Annotated in this window: 19 protein-coding genes; 13 read left to right on the top strand and 6 right to left on the bottom strand. The window is 34.0% G+C overall.

The genetic code is table 11. The features are described 5' to 3' along the window. The first annotated feature begins 26 nt into the window (after window positions 1–26). The 5 genes from E2K98_RS24860 (at window position 27) to E2K98_RS24840 (ending at window position 4,625) form a co-directional block, all read left to right on the top strand. Window positions 27–1,379, top strand: coding sequence for a tyrosine-type recombinase/integrase (locus tag E2K98_RS24860; RefSeq protein ID WP_133338988.1), 1,353 nt, complete (start codon window positions 27–29; stop codon window positions 1,377–1,379). A 5-nt stretch (window positions 1,380–1,384) separates the two neighbouring features. Beyond that, window positions 1,385–3,520 carry a site-specific integrase gene (locus E2K98_RS24855; protein ID WP_133339048.1) on the top strand — a complete coding sequence of 712 codons (2,136 nt, stop codon included), beginning with the start codon at window positions 1,385–1,387 and terminating at the stop codon, window positions 3,518–3,520. Further along, on the top strand, window positions 3,492–3,965 hold the full coding sequence (locus E2K98_RS24850; RefSeq protein WP_133338986.1) for a hypothetical protein: 474 nt from the start codon (window positions 3,492–3,494) through the stop codon (window positions 3,963–3,965). Before E2K98_RS24855 ends, E2K98_RS24850 begins: the two co-directional genes overlap by 29 nt. A 118-nt stretch (window positions 3,966–4,083) precedes the next feature. After that, entirely contained in the window at window positions 4,084–4,317 is a 234-nt protein-coding gene (locus tag E2K98_RS24845; protein ID WP_133338984.1) for a hypothetical protein, read from the top strand. 44 nt (window positions 4,318–4,361) lie between these two features. Beyond that, window positions 4,362–4,625, top strand: coding sequence for a hypothetical protein (locus E2K98_RS24840; RefSeq protein ID WP_133338982.1), 264 nt, complete (start codon window positions 4,362–4,364; stop codon window positions 4,623–4,625). 605 nt (window positions 4,626–5,230) lie between these two features. On the opposite strand, the gene E2K98_RS24835 is transcribed toward E2K98_RS24840, so the two are convergent. From E2K98_RS24835 to E2K98_RS24825, 3 genes are all read right to left on the bottom strand, one after another. Beyond that, window positions 5,231–6,448 carry an IS110 family RNA-guided transposase gene (locus E2K98_RS24835; protein ID WP_133338980.1) on the bottom strand — a complete coding sequence of 406 codons (1,218 nt, stop codon included), beginning with the start codon at window positions 6,446–6,448 and terminating at the stop codon, window positions 5,231–5,233. A 534-nt stretch (window positions 6,449–6,982) separates the two neighbouring features. After that, window positions 6,983–7,177: a hypothetical protein gene (locus tag E2K98_RS24830; RefSeq protein ID WP_133338978.1), complete on the bottom strand. Its 195-nt coding sequence runs from the start codon at window positions 7,175–7,177 to the stop codon at window positions 6,983–6,985. 1 nt (window position 7,178) lies between these two features. Beyond that, window positions 7,179–7,403, bottom strand: a complete 225-nt coding sequence (locus E2K98_RS24825) for a helix-turn-helix domain-containing protein (protein WP_235824927.1) — start codon at window positions 7,401–7,403, stop codon at window positions 7,179–7,181. A 213-nt stretch (window positions 7,404–7,616) separates the two neighbouring features. On the opposite strand from E2K98_RS24825, the gene E2K98_RS24820 reads away from it, so the two are divergent. From E2K98_RS24820 to E2K98_RS24810, 3 genes are all read left to right on the top strand, one after another. After that, window positions 7,617–8,069, top strand: a complete 453-nt coding sequence (locus E2K98_RS24820; protein ID WP_133338976.1) for a hypothetical protein — start codon at window positions 7,617–7,619, stop codon at window positions 8,067–8,069. Between the two features lie 407 nt (window positions 8,070–8,476). After that, window positions 8,477–8,749 (top strand): hypothetical protein, encoded by a 273-nt coding sequence (locus E2K98_RS24815; protein WP_133338974.1) that lies wholly within the window; start codon window positions 8,477–8,479, stop codon window positions 8,747–8,749. Beyond that, entirely contained in the window at window positions 8,746–9,009 is a 264-nt protein-coding gene (locus tag E2K98_RS24810; RefSeq protein ID WP_133338972.1) for a hypothetical protein, read from the top strand. Before E2K98_RS24815 ends, E2K98_RS24810 begins: the two co-directional genes overlap by 4 nt. A gap of 461 nt (window positions 9,010–9,470) precedes the next feature. Here E2K98_RS24810 and E2K98_RS24805 read toward each other — a convergent pair whose 3' ends face one another. Beyond that, window positions 9,471–9,692, bottom strand: a complete 222-nt coding sequence (locus E2K98_RS24805) for a hypothetical protein (RefSeq protein WP_133338970.1) — start codon at window positions 9,690–9,692, stop codon at window positions 9,471–9,473. Window positions 9,693–10,023: 331 nt separating this feature from the next. On the opposite strand from E2K98_RS24805, the gene E2K98_RS24800 reads away from it, so the two are divergent. The 3 genes from E2K98_RS24800 to E2K98_RS24795 all read left to right on the top strand — a co-directional run bounded on the left by E2K98_RS24800 (window position 10,024) and on the right by E2K98_RS24795 (window position 12,411). Continuing rightward, window positions 10,024–10,866 (top strand): hypothetical protein, encoded by an 843-nt coding sequence (locus E2K98_RS24800; protein ID WP_133338968.1) that lies wholly within the window; start codon window positions 10,024–10,026, stop codon window positions 10,864–10,866. 275 nt (window positions 10,867–11,141) lie between these two features. Continuing rightward, window positions 11,142–11,300 carry a hypothetical protein gene (locus E2K98_RS31205; protein WP_165976379.1) on the top strand — a complete coding sequence of 53 codons (159 nt, stop codon included), beginning with the start codon at window positions 11,142–11,144 and terminating at the stop codon, window positions 11,298–11,300. Window positions 11,301–11,907: 607 nt separating this feature from the next. After that, on the top strand, window positions 11,908–12,411 hold the full coding sequence (locus tag E2K98_RS24795; RefSeq protein WP_133338966.1) for a hypothetical protein: 504 nt from the start codon (window positions 11,908–11,910) through the stop codon (window positions 12,409–12,411). A 196-nt stretch (window positions 12,412–12,607) separates the two neighbouring features. Here the strand turns inward: E2K98_RS24795 and E2K98_RS24790 are convergent, their stop codons facing one another. Then, window positions 12,608–13,177 (bottom strand): hypothetical protein, encoded by a 570-nt coding sequence (locus E2K98_RS24790; RefSeq protein WP_133338964.1) that lies wholly within the window; start codon window positions 13,175–13,177, stop codon window positions 12,608–12,610. A gap of 413 nt (window positions 13,178–13,590) precedes the next feature. Here E2K98_RS24790 and spoVB point away from each other — a divergent pair, with 413 nt between their 5' ends. Then, window positions 13,591–15,126, top strand: a complete 1,536-nt coding sequence (gene spoVB / locus E2K98_RS24785; RefSeq protein WP_133338962.1) for a stage V sporulation protein B — start codon at window positions 13,591–13,593, stop codon at window positions 15,124–15,126. 210 nt (window positions 15,127–15,336) lie between these two features. Here the strand turns inward: spoVB and E2K98_RS24780 are convergent, their stop codons facing one another. After that, on the bottom strand, window positions 15,337–16,344 hold the full coding sequence (locus E2K98_RS24780) for a peptidoglycan recognition protein family protein (RefSeq protein ID WP_133338960.1): 1,008 nt from the start codon (window positions 16,342–16,344) through the stop codon (window positions 15,337–15,339). Between the two features lie 169 nt (window positions 16,345–16,513). Here E2K98_RS24780 and E2K98_RS24775 point away from each other — a divergent pair, with 169 nt between their 5' ends. Next, entirely contained in the window at window positions 16,514–17,530 is a 1,017-nt protein-coding gene (locus E2K98_RS24775; protein ID WP_133338958.1) for a LysM peptidoglycan-binding domain-containing protein, read from the top strand. Window positions 17,531–17,825 lie beyond the last annotated feature (295 nt).

Genomic DNA, 17,825 nt, shown 5'->3' with positions numbered 1-17,825 from the left:
CTTAGTAAAAGTAGGGTGTTATTCTCATGTCTAAATATTGGTATGATTATTGTCCTGATGGTGTGGAAAGTCGTTTTGAATTATTAGTTTTTGATCGACAAAATCACCCTTTTCTGCCGTTAACGGAGCATTATCATGATTGTATTGGGAGGATTAGTAAAAGTTCTGCTCTTTCGTATATCCAATGCCTTCTTCCTTTTTTCACATGGTTAGATCAATTTAGCAACTTTCAAGGAAAACGTATTAAATGGAATGACTCGCCTGACATCATACGAATAGGTATTGAAGATTACCTTATGACTGAAATGGCTTGTAAAGTAAAAGAAAAAGATACTTTTCGATTTGTTAATCGAACAAATAAAAGTCCTAATACAGTTAATCGTTTCCTTTCGGCATTAAAGTCATTCTATAAATCTCTAATTCATTTAAAGCAATATATGTATTCCAATCCTCTTATAGATTCATATGCAATTTTAAATGACTATAAAAGTAATACCGAAGGTGTGAGAAAGGACAAACCTCGTATGCCTTCAGAAGCAGGAACAGAGGATGCTACACCACATAGAAGGTTAACAGATTCTTATTTCAAACTAATCAATGAAGAATGGCAACCTGAAATCATAGGCGATATTCACCTTCCCTATCAAGTTTATCAAGCAGGAAAAAAAGTAAATTGGTCATTAAGAGAAGTTGTGATTGCTCGTATGCTTTTTGAAACAGGGGCAAGAGCATCCGAAGTGATTGAATTAACGATTGGAGATTATCGTTCTCGTAAATCATTTCAAGAAGCAAGTACATTCAACAAAGGTAGTCATGGAAAAAGAGTGAAGTTTCTTCGATTTAGCAAAGATACGGTCAAGTTACTCATGCGATATATCAATACAGATCGAAAGCAATTTGACGAGTTACAACGTAACTTTGTTACCTTACCAGATGAAGCACCAATTTTCCTTACGGAACTTGGAACACCTTTAACTTATGAATCGTGGTATTACCATTGGGATAAGGCGATGAAAGAATGTGAAATTAAGCTAAATCCTCATAAAACAAGACATTGGTTTGTCACTTCAAGGTTGCGTGAAATCTATAATACTTCCAAAACTGAAGCAGAGGTAAAGCAAAAGAAAAATGAAATGATTAAATATATCAAGTGGAAAGATGAAGAAACGATTAAAGTTTATGAGCATTACTTTGACGAAGAAAGCCACCGTAAAGCCCACGATGAAATGTTAGAAAGCATGGCACAACAAGAGCAAGAATACTTGGAACAAAAGAAAAACAAACGTAAGAAGAAACCTACCTTAACAGTAATAGAAAATAACTTTGAGGGTATTGAAATAGATGATGAAATTCAAAAATTATTAGATGGATTGGAGTGATTGCACTGTCTGTACTTATAGATAAGCCACAATCACCATTTTATGAGCAATTATTGGGGCGAGTTGACAAACAACTTCTTCATTTGCAGGATACAAGAGGATTATTTTTGTTAGATAAAGTCCATGAAACAAATTTAAAATATTATATGAACCAAGTTATAGACAAACCTTGGAACAATCATTTTTTGCTTTCGATTTTTGTATATGTTGAAAAAAATTCAGATGTTAAAACAATATCAAATTTTCTTGATAGACTTAATCCAAGATTTAAAAATTTGTTTGAAGTATTTCAAATAAACAACATAATAGAGTTTGATGTTCAAACACACATGTACGAGTATTTAAAAGGTACGGTTTATAGAGAGCATTCGAATAATATGAGAAAGGAATTATTAACATGGTATTGTAGTAATGAGTATGCGGTTAAAAAATGGGTGAAATCTAAATTAAATAACAAACAGCAAATACACTTTAAACAATTTTTGTTTCCGACTCCAGCATATGATTCAAGGGATTTCACTTTTACTAAATCAGCTAAGGAGCAGGCTCAAAGCACTCGTAAGAGTGAAACAGATGCCATAGTTCCATTACTTCCGCAAATCCGAGCAGAAGGACATTTTCGATGGAATCAGCTAAAACGACTTAGACAAGCGTTTTTAAAAGCGTGTGAACAGGCTAAATCAACCAATTGCGGATTACCCTTAGAATTCCATTATGATGAACCTGAACGTGTGGGTGAACGCTTTTATTTTCGTCTGTGGGACAAGGCTTCGTTTGTTTTGAATCATCAAGAACAATTCCCTGCTTCATCATTAAAATCGGCTTATAAACGTACAGGTGCTTATTCAAATGAAAATAATCATTATTTTGTTGAATTTGTTAAAGCAGAACGATTAGATGATGACGAGGAAGCAGAAGGTCTTTGGTTTATGGAACTCTTTGAAAAAGATGTTATTAGAATGTGGTATCAAAATGCCACTGATGAAGAAATTAAACAAAAACGAGAATTGTTATATTCATGGGGCTATGGCGAGGAAAGTTTGGGTGAAAATCCAATGCCTTTTAATAGTAGGCATAAAGGAATAATTACATCCAGTACCTTTGTTTCTCGTAACAAAGATATATCGGAAGGAACTTTGTTTGATGTAGAACCGCTATATGCAGCTGTAACCTTCGGTTTATTAGCTGTAGATATTTTTACAACAACTGGAGCAAGGTTAAATGAATTATTACAAATTAGTAATACAAAGGAATGTATCCGAAGAGTTAAAGTTGAGAACAAATTTAAATTTTCTTTTTACGCTATTCCAAAAGGTCGGGATGAGTTAGAACCTTTTTATATCAGTGAACAAACGATGAAGATAATTCAATTGGTAGCAAAACTCTTAAAGGAGCATTATGGTACTGAAAAAATACCAAGTGTTAAATATCGTTATTCTAGAAGTCATTTGTTTCCTAATCCTAAACCATATTTTTTTCAGTATTATCAGAGTGCATTTCAAAATCATGCTATTTTTTCATGCCTTCGCTTTTTACTTCACGGATTAAACTTTGAAACACAGGAAGGCGAGCCAGTTGTAATTAAAACACACTTATTACGCCATGCCTTCGCAACCGAAGCAGTTCAGCGACAAGGACTTCCTATCGACATTGTAGCAAAGATCCTTCATCAACGTGATACCGGAGTAACCGAATACTATTCAGAACCTACGCCAAGTCAAGTGGCTCAATCCGTTAGTGATTTACATGATGTCATCTCGGACTATGTAGACTTAGATGAAGCAGTTTTGCGAAGTCCCGAAGAGCTTGAAAAAGAACTGGAAGAATATAAACAACAAGTTGGGGTATTTAATAATGTTTTGGGTGGAACGTGTGTTACTGCTTTTGTATGTCCTACTAAAATGCAATGTTTGGGATGTCAAGCCAAAGTTCCGCAACCTGAAAAGAAGCATGAATTAGATGAAGTAATAGAACTTTCAAAAGACATGGAGAAACGTTTCACTGTAATGAACTTGTCAGTAGAAGTAAAGAAAGCAAAAGCAATGCGGAAACACGCACGAAATGAGTTAAAAGAGATTGAACTCATTGAGAAATATAGGGAGGAACAAAAGTATGAGCCACAAATTCAATTCGACAAATGATAGTTCGTGGCTAAAAGAGAGTCATCAAAAGCGTCGTAGCCGTTCGGTTGAGATAGGTAAAAAAGCGATTGATTTATTGGTTAAAAATGAAAAATCCGTAACATATTCAAATATAACTGATATATCAAAAGAAATTGATCCCGAAGGGAAAGGTATTCATCCAAATACTATACGGACAAATGAACAGTTGTATGAGTATTATAAGCAACATAGTCTAACGTATAAGCAAAAAGAGAATAGCAAAAAGGTTAAATCCGTCTCTAATATTACGATGGATGATATTGATTTTCGTAAAATCAAACCAAATCGAAATGCAGAAAATACGCAAAGAAAATACATGAAGTTATCCAAAAAGGAGCTGGTACAGCGCCTGCTCCTTGCGGAACAATATATCGCAGATAATAGCTCAAAATGGGTGGCAGATCATTTTCAAAAATTCAAGTGATTTAAAATCCTTTTAATTGCAACTCCTACTCTTCTTCAACTAACTGGCAGTATAGTTGAAGAAGGAGTTGTACTATATAATTAGTATTAACCACCAACGTTAAAGGAAGGTCTAACAAATGAACACTGATATTTTAATCCCACTAATTCCTTTTATACTCGGATTATTTGGAATTATAATAGGGTTTACTTACTCTAAGGAAGATAGAAAAAATGATAAAGAACTAGACGGGGTTCTCTTCTCGTACATTGCAGAATTTATTCCCGTTTGGCTATATCGATTTAGATATATTTTTATAGGTATGATGTTGATTGTCTTTGCAATTATAGGTTGGTTTGGCGAAAGTTTTTAACGGGTGCGTTTCTGCCATAAGAGGCTAAGGAGAAAAATTCCAAAATGTATATTATTATTGCTGCAACAATGATTTTGTTATGCGGAGTTGCTTTATTTATTTGGACGATAAAACACTTAAATTCGGAAACACATAATAAAAAAGAGTATGTTAATGATCCTACCCCTTCTTTTGAACAAACAATCCTATTCGAGTTAATCAATCGAATATTAAGGGCACTGCCACTTAAGGTAATGAAAGGACTATTGATTATCGTCTCAATTGGATTAATACTTTTATCTCTATTTTGGTTTTCGCTTTTATTATAAAGCGTTCTTATTCAGCTACCGGGAGTTCAATAAGAACTGTTCTATTAAATGATAAATGTGACAAAAAAGGATACTGCAACAACAGTACCCTATAAGTTAAAATAATCTAATATGAAAATTAAAGCGAACGAAAAAGAGGCTAAAAAATTTAATATATAATTGACTTTCTTTTCCTTTAATAAATAACTTTCGATTCCAAATAACAAAAAGTTTAACGAAAGAAATAGCATACCAAATGAATGATGGGTATCAATGAAAAACAATGAGAAATATCCGACAATTAAAACAATCTGTAAATAAAAAAGGGGTTTAATCCTTTTCTTCTCTTTTTCGAAGAACTTATCTAAAAATCCCATTGTCAATCATTCCTTAACTAAAGTCTTAGCGTAATTATACTACAATTAGGACAGCACTAAATTATTGAAGATCTAAAAAGTCCCTTTTTTTTTCAAAAATAGATTGTGAAAAATTACACTTAAACTACCATGAAAATTAACTTCTCTGAGATCTGAAAAATGGCAATACTTAAATAGACGCAGCTCATTCATTTTTTAAAAAAGGGGAGGAGCGTCTGATCCATGGTGTATATGTACTTAATTAATGAATTAGGAAGCTTCTGTTATTGTAACCGAATAGCCTAAGTTTTCTAGTCTTCGAACTGAATGGCGTACAATAGATTCCTGTCTCTTTTTATCAAAGTAGTCTTCGCCTAAGTCTACATACATTTCTTTTCTAGTTAACAGGTAATATGCGATTCGTAATATCGCATGTGCAACTACAATTGCTGCTCTTTTGTTGCCTTTTCGTCCAGCTGTTCGTCGATACAATGCACCAAGATAGTTTTTTGAACCCCTGACTGATTGAGCTGCTTCAGTTAATGCTGATCTTAAATACTTATTTCCCTTTTTGGATTTAGTCGATTTTCTTTTCCCTGCACTTTCATTATGTCCAGGTACGAGAGCTGCCCATGAACAAAGATGTGCCGCAGTTGGAAATTGGTTTTTAACATCAGTACCGATTTCAGCTAGAATTTGTTCAGCCATTCTTCTGGCGATTCCAGGAATTGAATCCAGTCTTTCAATATCTTCTTCATAAGAGGTAACTCGTTCAGCTATCTCTTGATCTAGCATTTCGATTTGCTCAGTTAGAAAATCAATGTGAGTTAAAATCGTTTTAAGCATTAATCGTTGATGTGGATTTACATAGCCTTTAAGTGCTAATTCAAGTTCCTCTTTTTTCTTTTTCATTGTACGACGAGCAAAGTTTGCTAGCTTTTCAGGATCATCTTCGCCATCTGCAATAGCTCGAAGCATATCCTTTGCTGAAACCCCCATAATATCAGAAACAACAGAACCTAGTTTGATATTGGCTCCTTCTAAAACCTTTTGAATCCGATTATGTTGTCTCGCCCGTTCCTCAATAATACTACGACGATAGCGAACTAGTTCTCGCAATTCTCTTTGAGTCCGATTTGGAATGAAACTCGCTTTCAGTAAACCATGGCGAAGAAGTTGTGCAATCCATTCGGCATCTTTAACGTCGGTCTTGCGACCTGGGAGTGCCTTCATGTGTTGGGCGTTTACAACTAGAAACTCAATCTCTTCAGATTCTAGTAGGTTGACAATAGGTTTCCAATAAACACTCGTGCTTTCCATTGCGACATGGGTACAACCACGTTCTTTAACCCAGTCGATTAACTTGAGTAGAAACAATGTTTTAGTAGAAAACGTTTGAATCTCCTTTCCATCAGGTGTCATAATACACGCAGTGATATTATCCTTATGAACATCCATACCACATGCTCTTTCAATGATTACATCCATTGAAATTCTTCCTTTCTAGGCTTGTAAATTGGAGGCTGGTGCAACAATCAGAATAAGGATTAATCTACCATGAGTGCTTCCCGTAAGGGAGCGACAGTTTGTGATGCACCGTGGTCGTTGGAGTCAGACTAACGGATGGGCTCTATGGCACCATAGTGTATCGACCTTCCTCTCCCAGCCTTAGAACCAGTATGGACGGATTCAATACATTTTCATTCTTTGTGGTGAAGAGCTGGTTTTTAGCAATTCATGGATGGCTAACGGGTGCGTTAGTTCAACAACAAAAAATATTGTTGTTGTAGTAAATGAGGTCATTTGTAGTACAAAAAAGGATAGGAAAAGCAGTATCTATTTCTGCTTACCTATCCTTTTATATTTCCCTAATATAATGTGTGACATTATATATAAAACTTTATTTTGAGGGTATTCTAAATATTCTCTTGACTTTTAATAAAAACATTTAGAGATGGTTTTTCTTCTTTCTTTGATGTTAAGGGCCAGATTGTTGAAGAATCTTATTATCAAATCTCTAAATTATCCGTTTTTCCTGCTATTTTGTATGTATTTTTCCAGAGTCCAACCATTTTCCTTGAGAGTATGATTAATCTTATCTGTCATTTCAGCCATATGAACAAGGAAGAGGGCTGCTTGTTTCGGACTTTCCTTTGTCATTTCTTTAATTTCGTCCATTAATTTCACCTTGAATGCCTTAGCAAAATTTTTATCCATATTACATGCTCCAGAAGTCATCATAACCAACATTTGAATCGACTTTTTTTAATGCCTTAATTAACTTTGATGCATTTTTTTCTGACGGTTTAAAGGCATTACCTGAAGCCAAACGACTAATTGTTGAATTTGAAACTCCAGAACTATTTGCTAGTTCCGTTTGTGATATACGATGTTTTTCTAAAAACTTCCCGAATTTTGAACCTCGGCGTCCAATTCCAAACATAAACTCCATCTCCAATTAAATTTCTTTAGTATGAGTATGGTCAATTCTGAATTGTTTCAAACTTCCCGACTATTAAAAAATGAATTGTCGCAAATTTCCCAACAATTTAGTTCTTAAATAATCAATTGGACATACATTAGATACCAAGATGATGAATTAATGACACCAACGTAGAAATATGAGGATAACCAATGAAAGAGGAGGAATTACTTGATGACATCAGCCTACAGAACAACGCTTCGTATGCATCCAGTTTTTAAGGATTATCTAGATGAATTGTTTCATTGCACTTATTTAGACAGAACACAACTAATTCGGTTAGCACTTGCAACAGCTCCATCTAATCCTGAATTTATAAAATTACTTAGACAGTACCAAAAATCTAAAACATCTTTACCTTCTATTCCGTGGGATGTATCCGATAACACCATTTTCTTGGAACAATGTCCAGATATAAGTAGGGGAGGGGAGGGATATCATAATGATGTCACTACAGGAAGAGCCGAAATTAAAACAGCTCCTGATCCTGGAGATATTAAACGACCTGTAACCGAACCAGAAAACATCCAAAATAGATGCATTCAACAGACTGAGAGACGGACAGGGGAGGTTCTTGAGCGAAAATTCTTTAAAGAATCAGGTGGAATTAAAATCACGATTAATTAAATAAAAAAAGTTCCGTGTTCATACGGAACTTATATTGTTAAAGAAAAATATTTAAGTTTCAGAGATTACATGTTTATCATTGCTGTTACTACAAGCATATTTGGTAGTTCCTCGTAGTCTTTCAAAAGTCGATAAATAATCAGCAAATATCTTATCGAAGATTGGAAAACAAATGTACATGCTATACAAAAATATTAGACGATACGAGGGGAGGAGAGAAACAATAAACCAAAATATATCACAAGAAGTCCTCAGTATTGCTTCAAAATACTTATTTAACGATTATGACGATTAACAGCCTGATTAAGTATATGCCCAAAACATCTTCCCTATCGGCTGCAAGTGTAACAGTGTAACACAGTTGACATTGGTAATTGTCATTACATTTTGAAAGGAGATTCGAAAAAATGATTGAAGAGAAAGGATTAGGCAATAAGAAAATAAATCGAGTGGGCATTTCACTTTCAAACAAATATGATTCAAAATTACGTAAGCTTGCTACTGCTTGTGGAATGGGTCATACAACATTAGCTGGACTTATAATTGAAAAATGCTTGAACAATGCACAAATGGTTGCAGAGTTACAAAAAGAATATTGCATTCAATCAGCTTATAAAGTTGTTGTCATCAATAATAAAGGCGAGCTTAATTATGTTCTGAGTGGGAGGGAAGACTTGTGAGCTGGGTTAGCTTCATTACAGGCGGTATGACTGTAATTTTCGTGTATGCTTTATTTACTGGTAGTAGGGACAATGAAGTAATGCAGTTAGCTGTTGAAGAAAATTCTCCAGAATTAAACATGGTTGTAAATGGACCATCTGGCCGTTTAGTTACATTGTCCTGTCAGACTTGTAGAAAGTTGAAAAGGCACAAAGAGATACAGCCAAACCTATTCCAGTGTACAAAATGTAAGCGCCATGTGGATATAAGAGCTTCCTAACTAGTAACTAAAATATGATTATATAGTTTTATGGATATACCACATACCCGTCAAGCTAACAAAAGAGGAAGCTCGAACTTTTGAGCTTCCCCTTTTGTTTTTTACAAGTATTTTATTGAATTTCCAACATACGTATTTCCGAAATGTCGGCATATAGTGTGATTCCCCCTTAATAGGGGCTTTGTTACGTTTAATTACTTTAGATTTGTTGTTTATTTAAGTTGGCAACCTATATTACGTTTAAATAAAAAAGGCTGCCATTCTCAGTGATGGAATTAACAGCCTCAAAAACAGGAACATATTCAAAAGGGGGTACCATTATCTTACAAATAATTAATCGAACTTACAAGAAAAGTATCGGCTTCGTTTTGTAGCTTTTTGTGGCTTTAGTTGCTCAAAAACAATGTAACATAATGGATGTTTTGTTACATTAGGCCATTTTTAGTTTTGTTGCTTTACAATTATTCTCCACCATCATCAGTATCACTTCCGTCTCCATCATCACTATCTGTATCGAAAAAGTCATTTATTTGACTCACAATACTTTTATTTTCGTTAACAAGGTTGTTGTTTTTTAAAAACTCACCAAGCGAAAAACTATCAAATATCTGATCTTTATCTTTACGGATATATACAAAAATAACTAAGATTAATATAATCAATAAAATCAATGGATAAATCACTTGTACCACCACCCTTACAAAAATATTATTAAAGAGTGTAAAAAAAGAGAACTGTCCTCTTTAACTGCCGGTTTCAAAAGTATCAGCTGCGTTTGCAGCTTTTTTGTGTGTGATTAAGTGAAAATCTAATGTAACTTAATACACGTTTTGTTACATTGGAGAATTGTCAAATCTTTGTTTGTTAAGCTAATGAAGCAGGATAGCTATAGAGAAACCTTGTTTGCTTTTGATTCGGTTATTACTGTCTTTTATGAATTAGCATTAATTTTATGAGAAGGAAATACAGGTCTTTCACCTATCGTTCAATCACCCATAAGCTGAAAACAGGGTGATGAATATGCAAAAACGGAACCAGATGGACAAAACTTCTATTCATCAAAAATATTTTCGTCCATCTTGCTTGAAAGCTTTAAATTTAAGATTCGGTTGGGAGTTCTATTCACTTTTTTCTGAAAAGCCTCATGACCAAATCAAATTACCTTCTGAATTGACTAGAACCCCCGAAGATACCCTTCTTAACTATTTTAGCGTCCTGCGTGAAGCTGAAAATATGGGAGGGAGGAGTTGCGGTACGGTTGGTCAGGCACGCACTCCATTTCCAATTGCTTATAACTTTCTGTCTAAAGAGTATCAAAATAAATTAAGCTATGATGAATATTTTAATTCGTTTGCTGGTGTAGGGCATACGAGTTTGATAAAGCTTTGTAGAGTACCAGATATAAAACATGGAATAAGATTTTTTTATGAAATCGAAACGATTGAAGGGTCTTTGGACAAAAGAGCAGAGTATTTTGGGTATTATTACGGATTTATCCAGCTTGTTAATGAAAAAGATGGGTATCAAATTTCTGACTTGAGTAAGATTGAGGAGGACTTTCTATGCGCGCCTTATCATGGATGGAGTCATGATGCGGAAGCAGTTGTAGAGGTGAAATACGGAGGTTGGTGCAAGCTGATTCAAAAAAGATACCCAACCATAACAAATGGATATGTTAAAAATATTTACTTCCAGGGTAACGATGGAGCCGATTATTGCATGATTTTTTTCACGCTAACGAATGGAACTGATGTGGAAATTGCTCAATTTCGTAAAGTAGGAAATAAAGAATGGAAACAGGTTAATATGAAGCCCGAAGAAGAGTGTTTAACCGAAAAAACAGATGATAATTTTTAACTGGTTTTCCTTTGAACAAAGCAAAAAAAGTAGCTGCGTTGGCAGCTACTTTTTTGCCTTAAGTAAAAATTTTTATGTAACATAATAGATATTTGTTACATTGAAAGAATTTAAAAGATCAAAGATAACTGCCTCAGTGATTTTCGGTTCCAACTACGTGAAGAAAAAATGAAAAATTGAAGGAGAATTTAGTTGTAAACTAGGATTCGAAATTTTCCATGTTTTGATTAATGCGTAAAAGGGTACAATATCGGCGGTGAGGCGAGATGACTGAAATGAATGAGCAAGAACTATTTTTATTAAAGAGAGAGGTCAGCAGGCTTCTAAAAGATTTTATGATGAGTTCAGATCCTATTAGTAAAGAACTGATTCGACAAGAGGTATTATTTCTATGTACTGTTATAGCTGATCATGAGCAAGTTCCTGTAGATTAAAAAAACAGGGCTTTTTTGTTTATTACATTGGAAAATTTCAGATTTGTTGCTTCTTAAGCTAACGGTTAGTTTAACAATTATAGATGAAAAGAAAAGGGCCTTAGGTTAAGGTGTGGCCCTTATTTACCTTTTGTGTATTTGAAATTTCATAGCATTACCTTCTTGTTTGGCAATTATATCAGTTTTAGGCAGGCAACCCCTTTTGCTATTTATATCACTGTTAATTAGTGTATTACCAGATAATCTCATAGGGTTAAGTGGACCTGCTGTCTATTTCACAATCGAGATATTTTTAGGGGTTCCGATAAGATTTATATATAGTGAATACACACCATTCCATTTTTATCTTTTATCGGTAATCTTAATTTTAAAACCAACTTTCAGTCTTTTAAACGAATAAATTGAAATTTAATTAGTATTAGCTGTGTATGCAGCTTTTTTTGTGGGATCAAACCAAAAATGAATGTTACAAAATACACGTTTTGTTTCATTGTGAAATCTCAACTCTTTTGTTTATTAAATGATTAGAATAGATATAATAATTTTGGTAATTTTGTTATAATTTACAATAGTCTGGTAAAATACCTTGTTCTAGAGGGGGGATCCTTTGAAAAAAATACCAATTTTATTGGTTTTATTCAGTATGTTGCTTGTTCTAGTGGCTTGTTCATCAAAGGAAACTGTAAATGAGAAAACAAAGAAAATAGCTTTACCTAAAGATATCCCTACTTTTGTTAAAGAAAGTGATTTTGCAAATATTGATTGGGATAAAAAAGCAGTTAAATTCGGCGAAAGAGGTAGCATTCTTGGGAACGAAAATAAGTCAGGTGTAATTGGAGCGGATATGCCAAGTTTAAACGGTCAAAAGTGGATGTGGCATCTTTGGGGCGTTGATGATGCGGAGTTGACCGTTGTTGGATTTCATAAAGAATCACAAACAGTACACAAAATTTTAGTCAATGGGTGGACAATAGATGTTTCCGGTCCAAATAACGGAGCAGATTCACATGCTCCATCGGCTGTGAAAATTCCAAAGTCGGGAGAATGGGCCATATTGCTTTATACTAATGGTAAATTCTTCGATACATTGGTTTATGACATTAAAGAATAACAATAACATAATGTATATTTTGTTACATTGGGTGAATTTCGAAAAAGTATTCTAACCTTTTTAAAATACAAAAGAAAAAGAGAGTATAGTTTACAACTAAGGGTTTCCTTCTAGGGGACAAAAGTTTAAAATCATACAAAATAACAATAATTTAACATCTAAAAAAGCATCGGTTTCACCGATGCTTTTTAAATAGCTATTGCTTTTTTAAGTTAAATCGAGTTATTTCTTTACCATCTAAAGTTACTATTAGAGAAGCTTCTAAAGCATTATCCTTAAGTTTATTTAATTTTTCTTTTGATGGAACTCTTAGAGGAACTTGTAGGTTTTCTTCGCTTACACCCAAATCGAAAGTTAAAATGTATTTTCCTATTTTATTAGGATAGATTTCCCCATCAAAAGAAGTTCCATAGCCTACACCCGTTCCATCATATGAAGAGGGTTTAAAAATATTAAAACCAACTGTTTCTTTGGAGATAGCCACTAATTTATCATTTGGTTCAATTTTTACTTGTAATCCCTTGCCACCAATTCCTCCTATTTTTTTATTACTATTATTTTTAATTTCAAATTCATAATATAACGCCGTTGGTACCAGTTCCTGCCCTTTTTTATCACCTTCTGTTATACCTATTGCGCCAACCTTGCTTTTATCATTAACAATATCAGCTTTTGAATTTACAAGTTGTAAAGATGACTTAGACGAGCAAGCTGTTAAAAGAGTAAAAAGTAATATTAAGCCTAAAGCCATAATAAATCGTTTCATTTTGAATCCCCCTTTTTTATCCAACCTATCCCCCATATTCCATCACAATATTTCCATATATTTGAAAAATACTAATGTAACATAATACATATTAAGTTACATTTGGTTTCCCTAAAATAACGGACTTATCCACTCGTCCTTTGTTAGGTAACATTTTGAAAAATAAGTTTCATTCATCTGTGACTAGGCCTAAAGGGGTACCACCAGCAAAACGCTAATTTACAACGTTAAGAAGATTCCAAAAAAAAAATCCTAATTTCTTAGCATTAAAAAGTAATCCTAATTAGATAAAAAAGAAAGTGTATTTAAATTCCCAATGTGAAGGTTTGCAAAATTCTAGAAAATTACCACATTTGCCTCCTTTTCTTTTCATATACATCAAATATGGACAAGAAGAAGGGTGAGCATTTAAATTGGTTAAACAAAGTCTTATCAAAGGTACAATCATTCTAACCGTGGCAGCCTTTATCACAAGATTATTGGGATTCGCTAACGGAATAGTAATGGCTAATATAATAGGACCTGAAGGTGTCGGTCTTATCATGATGGCAATGCCAGTTACAGGACTCTTGATCACTTTGACTACGTTAGGTCTCCCTGTAGCCATATCAAAACTTGTAGCCGAAGCGGAAGTAAAAGGAGACCATAAAAGGGTAAAAAAAATACTTATCGTTTCTTTAATGACGACAAGTATGTTAGGTCTTATATTAATGATTGGAACCTTTATGGGTGCTAAATTATTATCTTCAGTTTTCCTAACAGATCAAAGAGCTTATTATTCTTTGATCGCGGTAATTCCAATAGTACCTATCATTGCAGTATCTTCTGTAATCAAAGGATATTTTCGCGGTAAACAAAATATGACACCCATTGGAGTTTCTCAAGTTATAGAACAGATTGTTAGAATATGCTTTATCTTTATTTTCGTTCAATTCCTTCTTCCTTATGGAATCGAATTCGCTGCTGCTGGAGCAGTTCTGAGTGGAATTATTGGTGAAGGAGCTTCTTTACTATACTTAGTATCTGTTTTTAAATGGTCAAAACGAAAACAGTTTAAGTTACGCCGTTCGTTCTTCAAGCATATCAGCAAAGGAAAGCAAATTTTTTATGATTTACTTCAAACCGGTCTACCTACAACAGGAAATGGGTTAATACAATCGATTATCGGAGTTATACAGCCCATTCTTATTACTCAAAGTTTGGCTTTGGCTGGTATTGGAACGGCACTAGCTACAAAACAGTACGGTATCATAATGGGATATGTTTTACCACTATTAATGCTCCCGGGTTTTATTACAAACTCTATGTCTGTTCCTTTAATCCCTGCAATTAGTGAGGCGAATGAAAAAAATGAACGATCACTTATTCATAATAGGACTCAGCAAGCTGTTAGAATCGCTTTAATTGTAGGAGTCCCAAGCACCATTATTTTATATCTTTTTGCAGAAATGTTAACTACCCTTATTTATAGGTCACCAGAAGCAGCTATTCTTTTAAAAATGATGGCCCCTTTTTATCTTTTACAATATTTTCGTGTACCTTTACAGTCAATCATAATAGGGTTAGGGAAAGCAAATGTTGTAATGATTAATGATTTAGTGGCTTCTATTTTCAAACTTGTATTAATCTTTTTTTTAGCTTCTAATCCAGACTTTGGTATTTATGGTGTATCTTTAGCAATATGTGCAAGCATAGTATTTGGAACTTCTCTTCACTTTTTAACAATATCCAAAATAATTGGTTTTAATTTTATTCTAATTGACTTTATTAAAGTAATTTTTTCTGGTTTTATTATGGGTTACGTTGGTCTATTTACCTTTAGGTACTTTAGTGGTGAAATTAAAAACCAAATAATATCATTAATCATTTCCTTAACATTATCATTGTTAATTTATTTATTATTCATGATAAGTTTCAAAGTCATTTACTTAAGAAAAAACAATAAATAACCCGATTTAATAATCGTAAATCCATCCAAAAAGAAGAGCGACATTTTTGTTTTAGAATTGCCCGATTGTTGAAAGTCAGAGGCTGTAGGGCCATTACTTCATTAAGAAATATCCTTTTAGGGGTACAACAAGAATTCGTTCGTTTTGAGGCCACTTATAAACAAGAGAAAAGATTTGAGTGGCCGTTTTTATTAAACCATTACCCCATTTCTACATAGTAGCTAAAATTTCTTGTATTTTATTTCTTACAAGAGGATAAAAATCATTTTTTGCATCGGTTGTGCTATTACCCCCGAAAAATCCTGTACCTGGGCAAGTTTTAACAGCATGTCCTTTACTGTTATCTAAAACCCTTTCACCAGTATTCATATCCCACCAATGATGGTATTGGATACTGTCTATAGAAGGGGTCAATCCAAATTTGATACAAAGCAAAGCTGCAATCGTAATGATGGTTTCTCTCTGTTCCGGGGTCATTTGATCGTTTCCAATATCAAAATTCCCAAGATTTTCAATTGCTACTGCATTTGCTTCAATTGCTGGCGTTACAGATTTATTTATCAGCCCATACGAACCTTGTGGAGGTGTGTTAAACGGTCTTCCCACTACTACTTTTCCGTCAGGGAATGTCGTCAATTGTTGGCTTATATCTGACCATCCCATCTGTTTTACATGAAGGTCCTTCATTTGATACATCAATGAAAAATGATTGGAACCGTTATAATCCTTATACGATGGCCACCATGTGTGATGTTCCTGGAACCAGGTAATTCTCCTTGTGATTTTTTGATTAAATAACCAATCCCTAAATTGCTCCCTCGTCATTAATATAAATTGTCCATTCATTGTTAATTTTGTGGGAATAATCTTTAATTTTTGCCCAACAAATAAGATATCAGTGGTAAGTCCGTTGGCCGATTTTATTAATGCAACTGACGAATTAAACGCTTGAGAGAGCTTCCATAGCGTATCTCCTGCTACAACTTGATATATTATTGGAACACGCAGTTTTTGACCAACTAATAATACCTCAGACTGTAATCCATTGAATAATTTAAGATCATTTACAGTTGTCACATATGTTTTAGCGATTTTCCATAACGTATCCCCTGATTTTACTTCATAAGTATTCCTAGGATTATTAGCTGCAAGGGCTGGAGAAATATTTAGGGACAACATTAAGAACAAGCTTAAAATAAATACAGCTTTTTTGTTCATATTTAATCTCCCTTCTACAAATTAGCTTTTAGGCTCCTTATATTTTTTGGAAAAGGCAATGAAAATATCCCAGTGTTTAATTTCATACTAAGGTTTGAATTCAATCTAAGATATAATCCTTATGCCGAGAATATAGTGTTAAAGATAAAGTTATCGGAGGGGAGATTTAATGCAAATTCATGTCGTTCAACCAGGTGAAAGTTTACGGCAAATTGCCCAAAGATACAGTACCACTGTTCAAGAAATCATCATTATGAACAACATTCAAAATCCAAGCATGATTTATCCAGGATATAAATTATCCATACCTTTTGTGGGTACCCGTATTGTTTCGATTCGTGATCTTTATCTTCCATTGCAAAATTCGAAGCCAAGAACGGAAATTGTTACGCATGTGGTGATACACTTTATTTCAAATGCTGCAAGTAAACCAAATGATCCTTATAATATTCAAGATGTGTATCGTATTTTTCTCAATAATGGTGTCTCTTCACATTACTTGATTGGAAGAAGTGGTGAGGTGTATCGATTGGTTGATGAGAATCGCGTCGCCTATCACGCAGGGAAAGGTAATCTACCTGGGTTTCCATCGTACCAAAATAGATTAAATGAGTATTCTATTGGGATTGAATTATTAGCTATTGGCACCCGAGATGAGATGTTACCCCTAATGTCAGCACAAACATATGAGGCGATTGCGCCTTCTAATATTGGATATACAGATGCACAGTACCGTTCTTTAAATCTTTTATTGGATGATATTATTGGACGTCATCCCACTATTAAAAGAGACAGGCAACATATTGTGGGCCACGATGAGTATGCACCGGGAAGAAAGACAGATCCCGGAAAATTGTTTGATTGGTCGCGAATCAATTTTACAGGACAGTTGGTCCATACGGTAAAAGGAGGCGAATCATTATGGTTGATTGCTCAAAAATACGGTACAACAATCAATTCCATTGCCAAATGGAACAATATTAATCCGAATAGTCCATTATGGGTTGGTCAAAAGTTAACAATTCCTGTTAAAAACCAGGGGACCACCTATACGGTACAATCAGGAGATTCTTTGTGGAAAATCGCACAAAAATTTGGAGTTAGTTTTGAAGCTCTTGCCAAAATGAACAATCTGAGTTCCAATGCTTATCTTGTAGTTGGGCAAAAATTAATCATCCCCAGATAACATTTTTTCTACTAGTCCCATGTTTTAGTACTTATTCATAATCTATACCTAAAACAAGGGCTCTAATGATTCTTAAAGACCTTCCATTACGACATTATTTTTTATTAAAGATAAAGGGTACCATTTTTTTTATAATGCATATGTTAGCTAAGTAAATGGTTTATCACCCATATAAGAAAATAATATCCTACAGTGCCTATAAAAAATTTTTTTAGGGAAAATCCGAAATTTATTTTGTTTATTGTAGTGAAAGTAACATACTAACCCACACATTCCCCTATAACAAAGTGATTGA

This window comes from Bacillus salipaludis, from assembly GCF_004358205.1.
Note: the sequence above shows the minus strand (reverse complement) of the source record. Positions and strands in the feature narration are given on the sequence as shown.

What these genes read in the sequence shown, in the direction of transcription:
- E2K98_RS24845 (WP_133338984.1), top strand. Translation starts at nt 4,084, where the DNA reads ATGAACACTGATATTTTAATCCCACTAATTCCTTTTATACTCGGATTA.
- E2K98_RS24800 (WP_133338968.1), top strand. Translation starts at nt 10,024, where the DNA reads ATGAATATGCAAAAACGGAACCAGATGGACAAAACTTCTATTCATCAA.
- E2K98_RS24825 (WP_235824927.1), bottom strand. Translation starts at nt 7,403, where the DNA reads ATGTTTGGAATTGGACGCCGAGGTTCAAAATTCGGGAAGTTTTTAGAA.
- E2K98_RS24850 (WP_133338986.1), top strand. Translation starts at nt 3,492, where the DNA reads ATGAGCCACAAATTCAATTCGACAAATGATAGTTCGTGGCTAAAAGAG.
- E2K98_RS24790 (WP_133338964.1), bottom strand. Translation starts at nt 13,177, where the DNA reads ATGAAACGATTTATTATGGCTTTAGGCTTAATATTACTTTTTACTCTT.
- E2K98_RS24780 (WP_133338960.1), bottom strand. Translation starts at nt 16,344, where the DNA reads ATGAACAAAAAAGCTGTATTTATTTTAAGCTTGTTCTTAATGTTGTCC.
- E2K98_RS24840 (WP_133338982.1), top strand. Translation starts at nt 4,362, where the DNA reads ATGTATATTATTATTGCTGCAACAATGATTTTGTTATGCGGAGTTGCT.
- E2K98_RS31205 (WP_165976379.1), top strand. Translation starts at nt 11,142, where the DNA reads ATGAATGAGCAAGAACTATTTTTATTAAAGAGAGAGGTCAGCAGGCTT.
- E2K98_RS24835 (WP_133338980.1), bottom strand. Translation starts at nt 6,448, where the DNA reads ATGGATGTAATCATTGAAAGAGCATGTGGTATGGATGTTCATAAGGAT.
- E2K98_RS24860 (WP_133338988.1), top strand. Translation starts at nt 27, where the DNA reads ATGTCTAAATATTGGTATGATTATTGTCCTGATGGTGTGGAAAGTCGT.
- E2K98_RS24830 (WP_133338978.1), bottom strand. Translation starts at nt 7,177, where the DNA reads ATGGATAAAAATTTTGCTAAGGCATTCAAGGTGAAATTAATGGACGAA.
- E2K98_RS24815 (WP_133338974.1), top strand. Translation starts at nt 8,477, where the DNA reads ATGATTGAAGAGAAAGGATTAGGCAATAAGAAAATAAATCGAGTGGGC.
- E2K98_RS24775 (WP_133338958.1), top strand. Translation starts at nt 16,514, where the DNA reads ATGCAAATTCATGTCGTTCAACCAGGTGAAAGTTTACGGCAAATTGCC.
- E2K98_RS24820 (WP_133338976.1), top strand. Translation starts at nt 7,617, where the DNA reads ATGACATCAGCCTACAGAACAACGCTTCGTATGCATCCAGTTTTTAAG.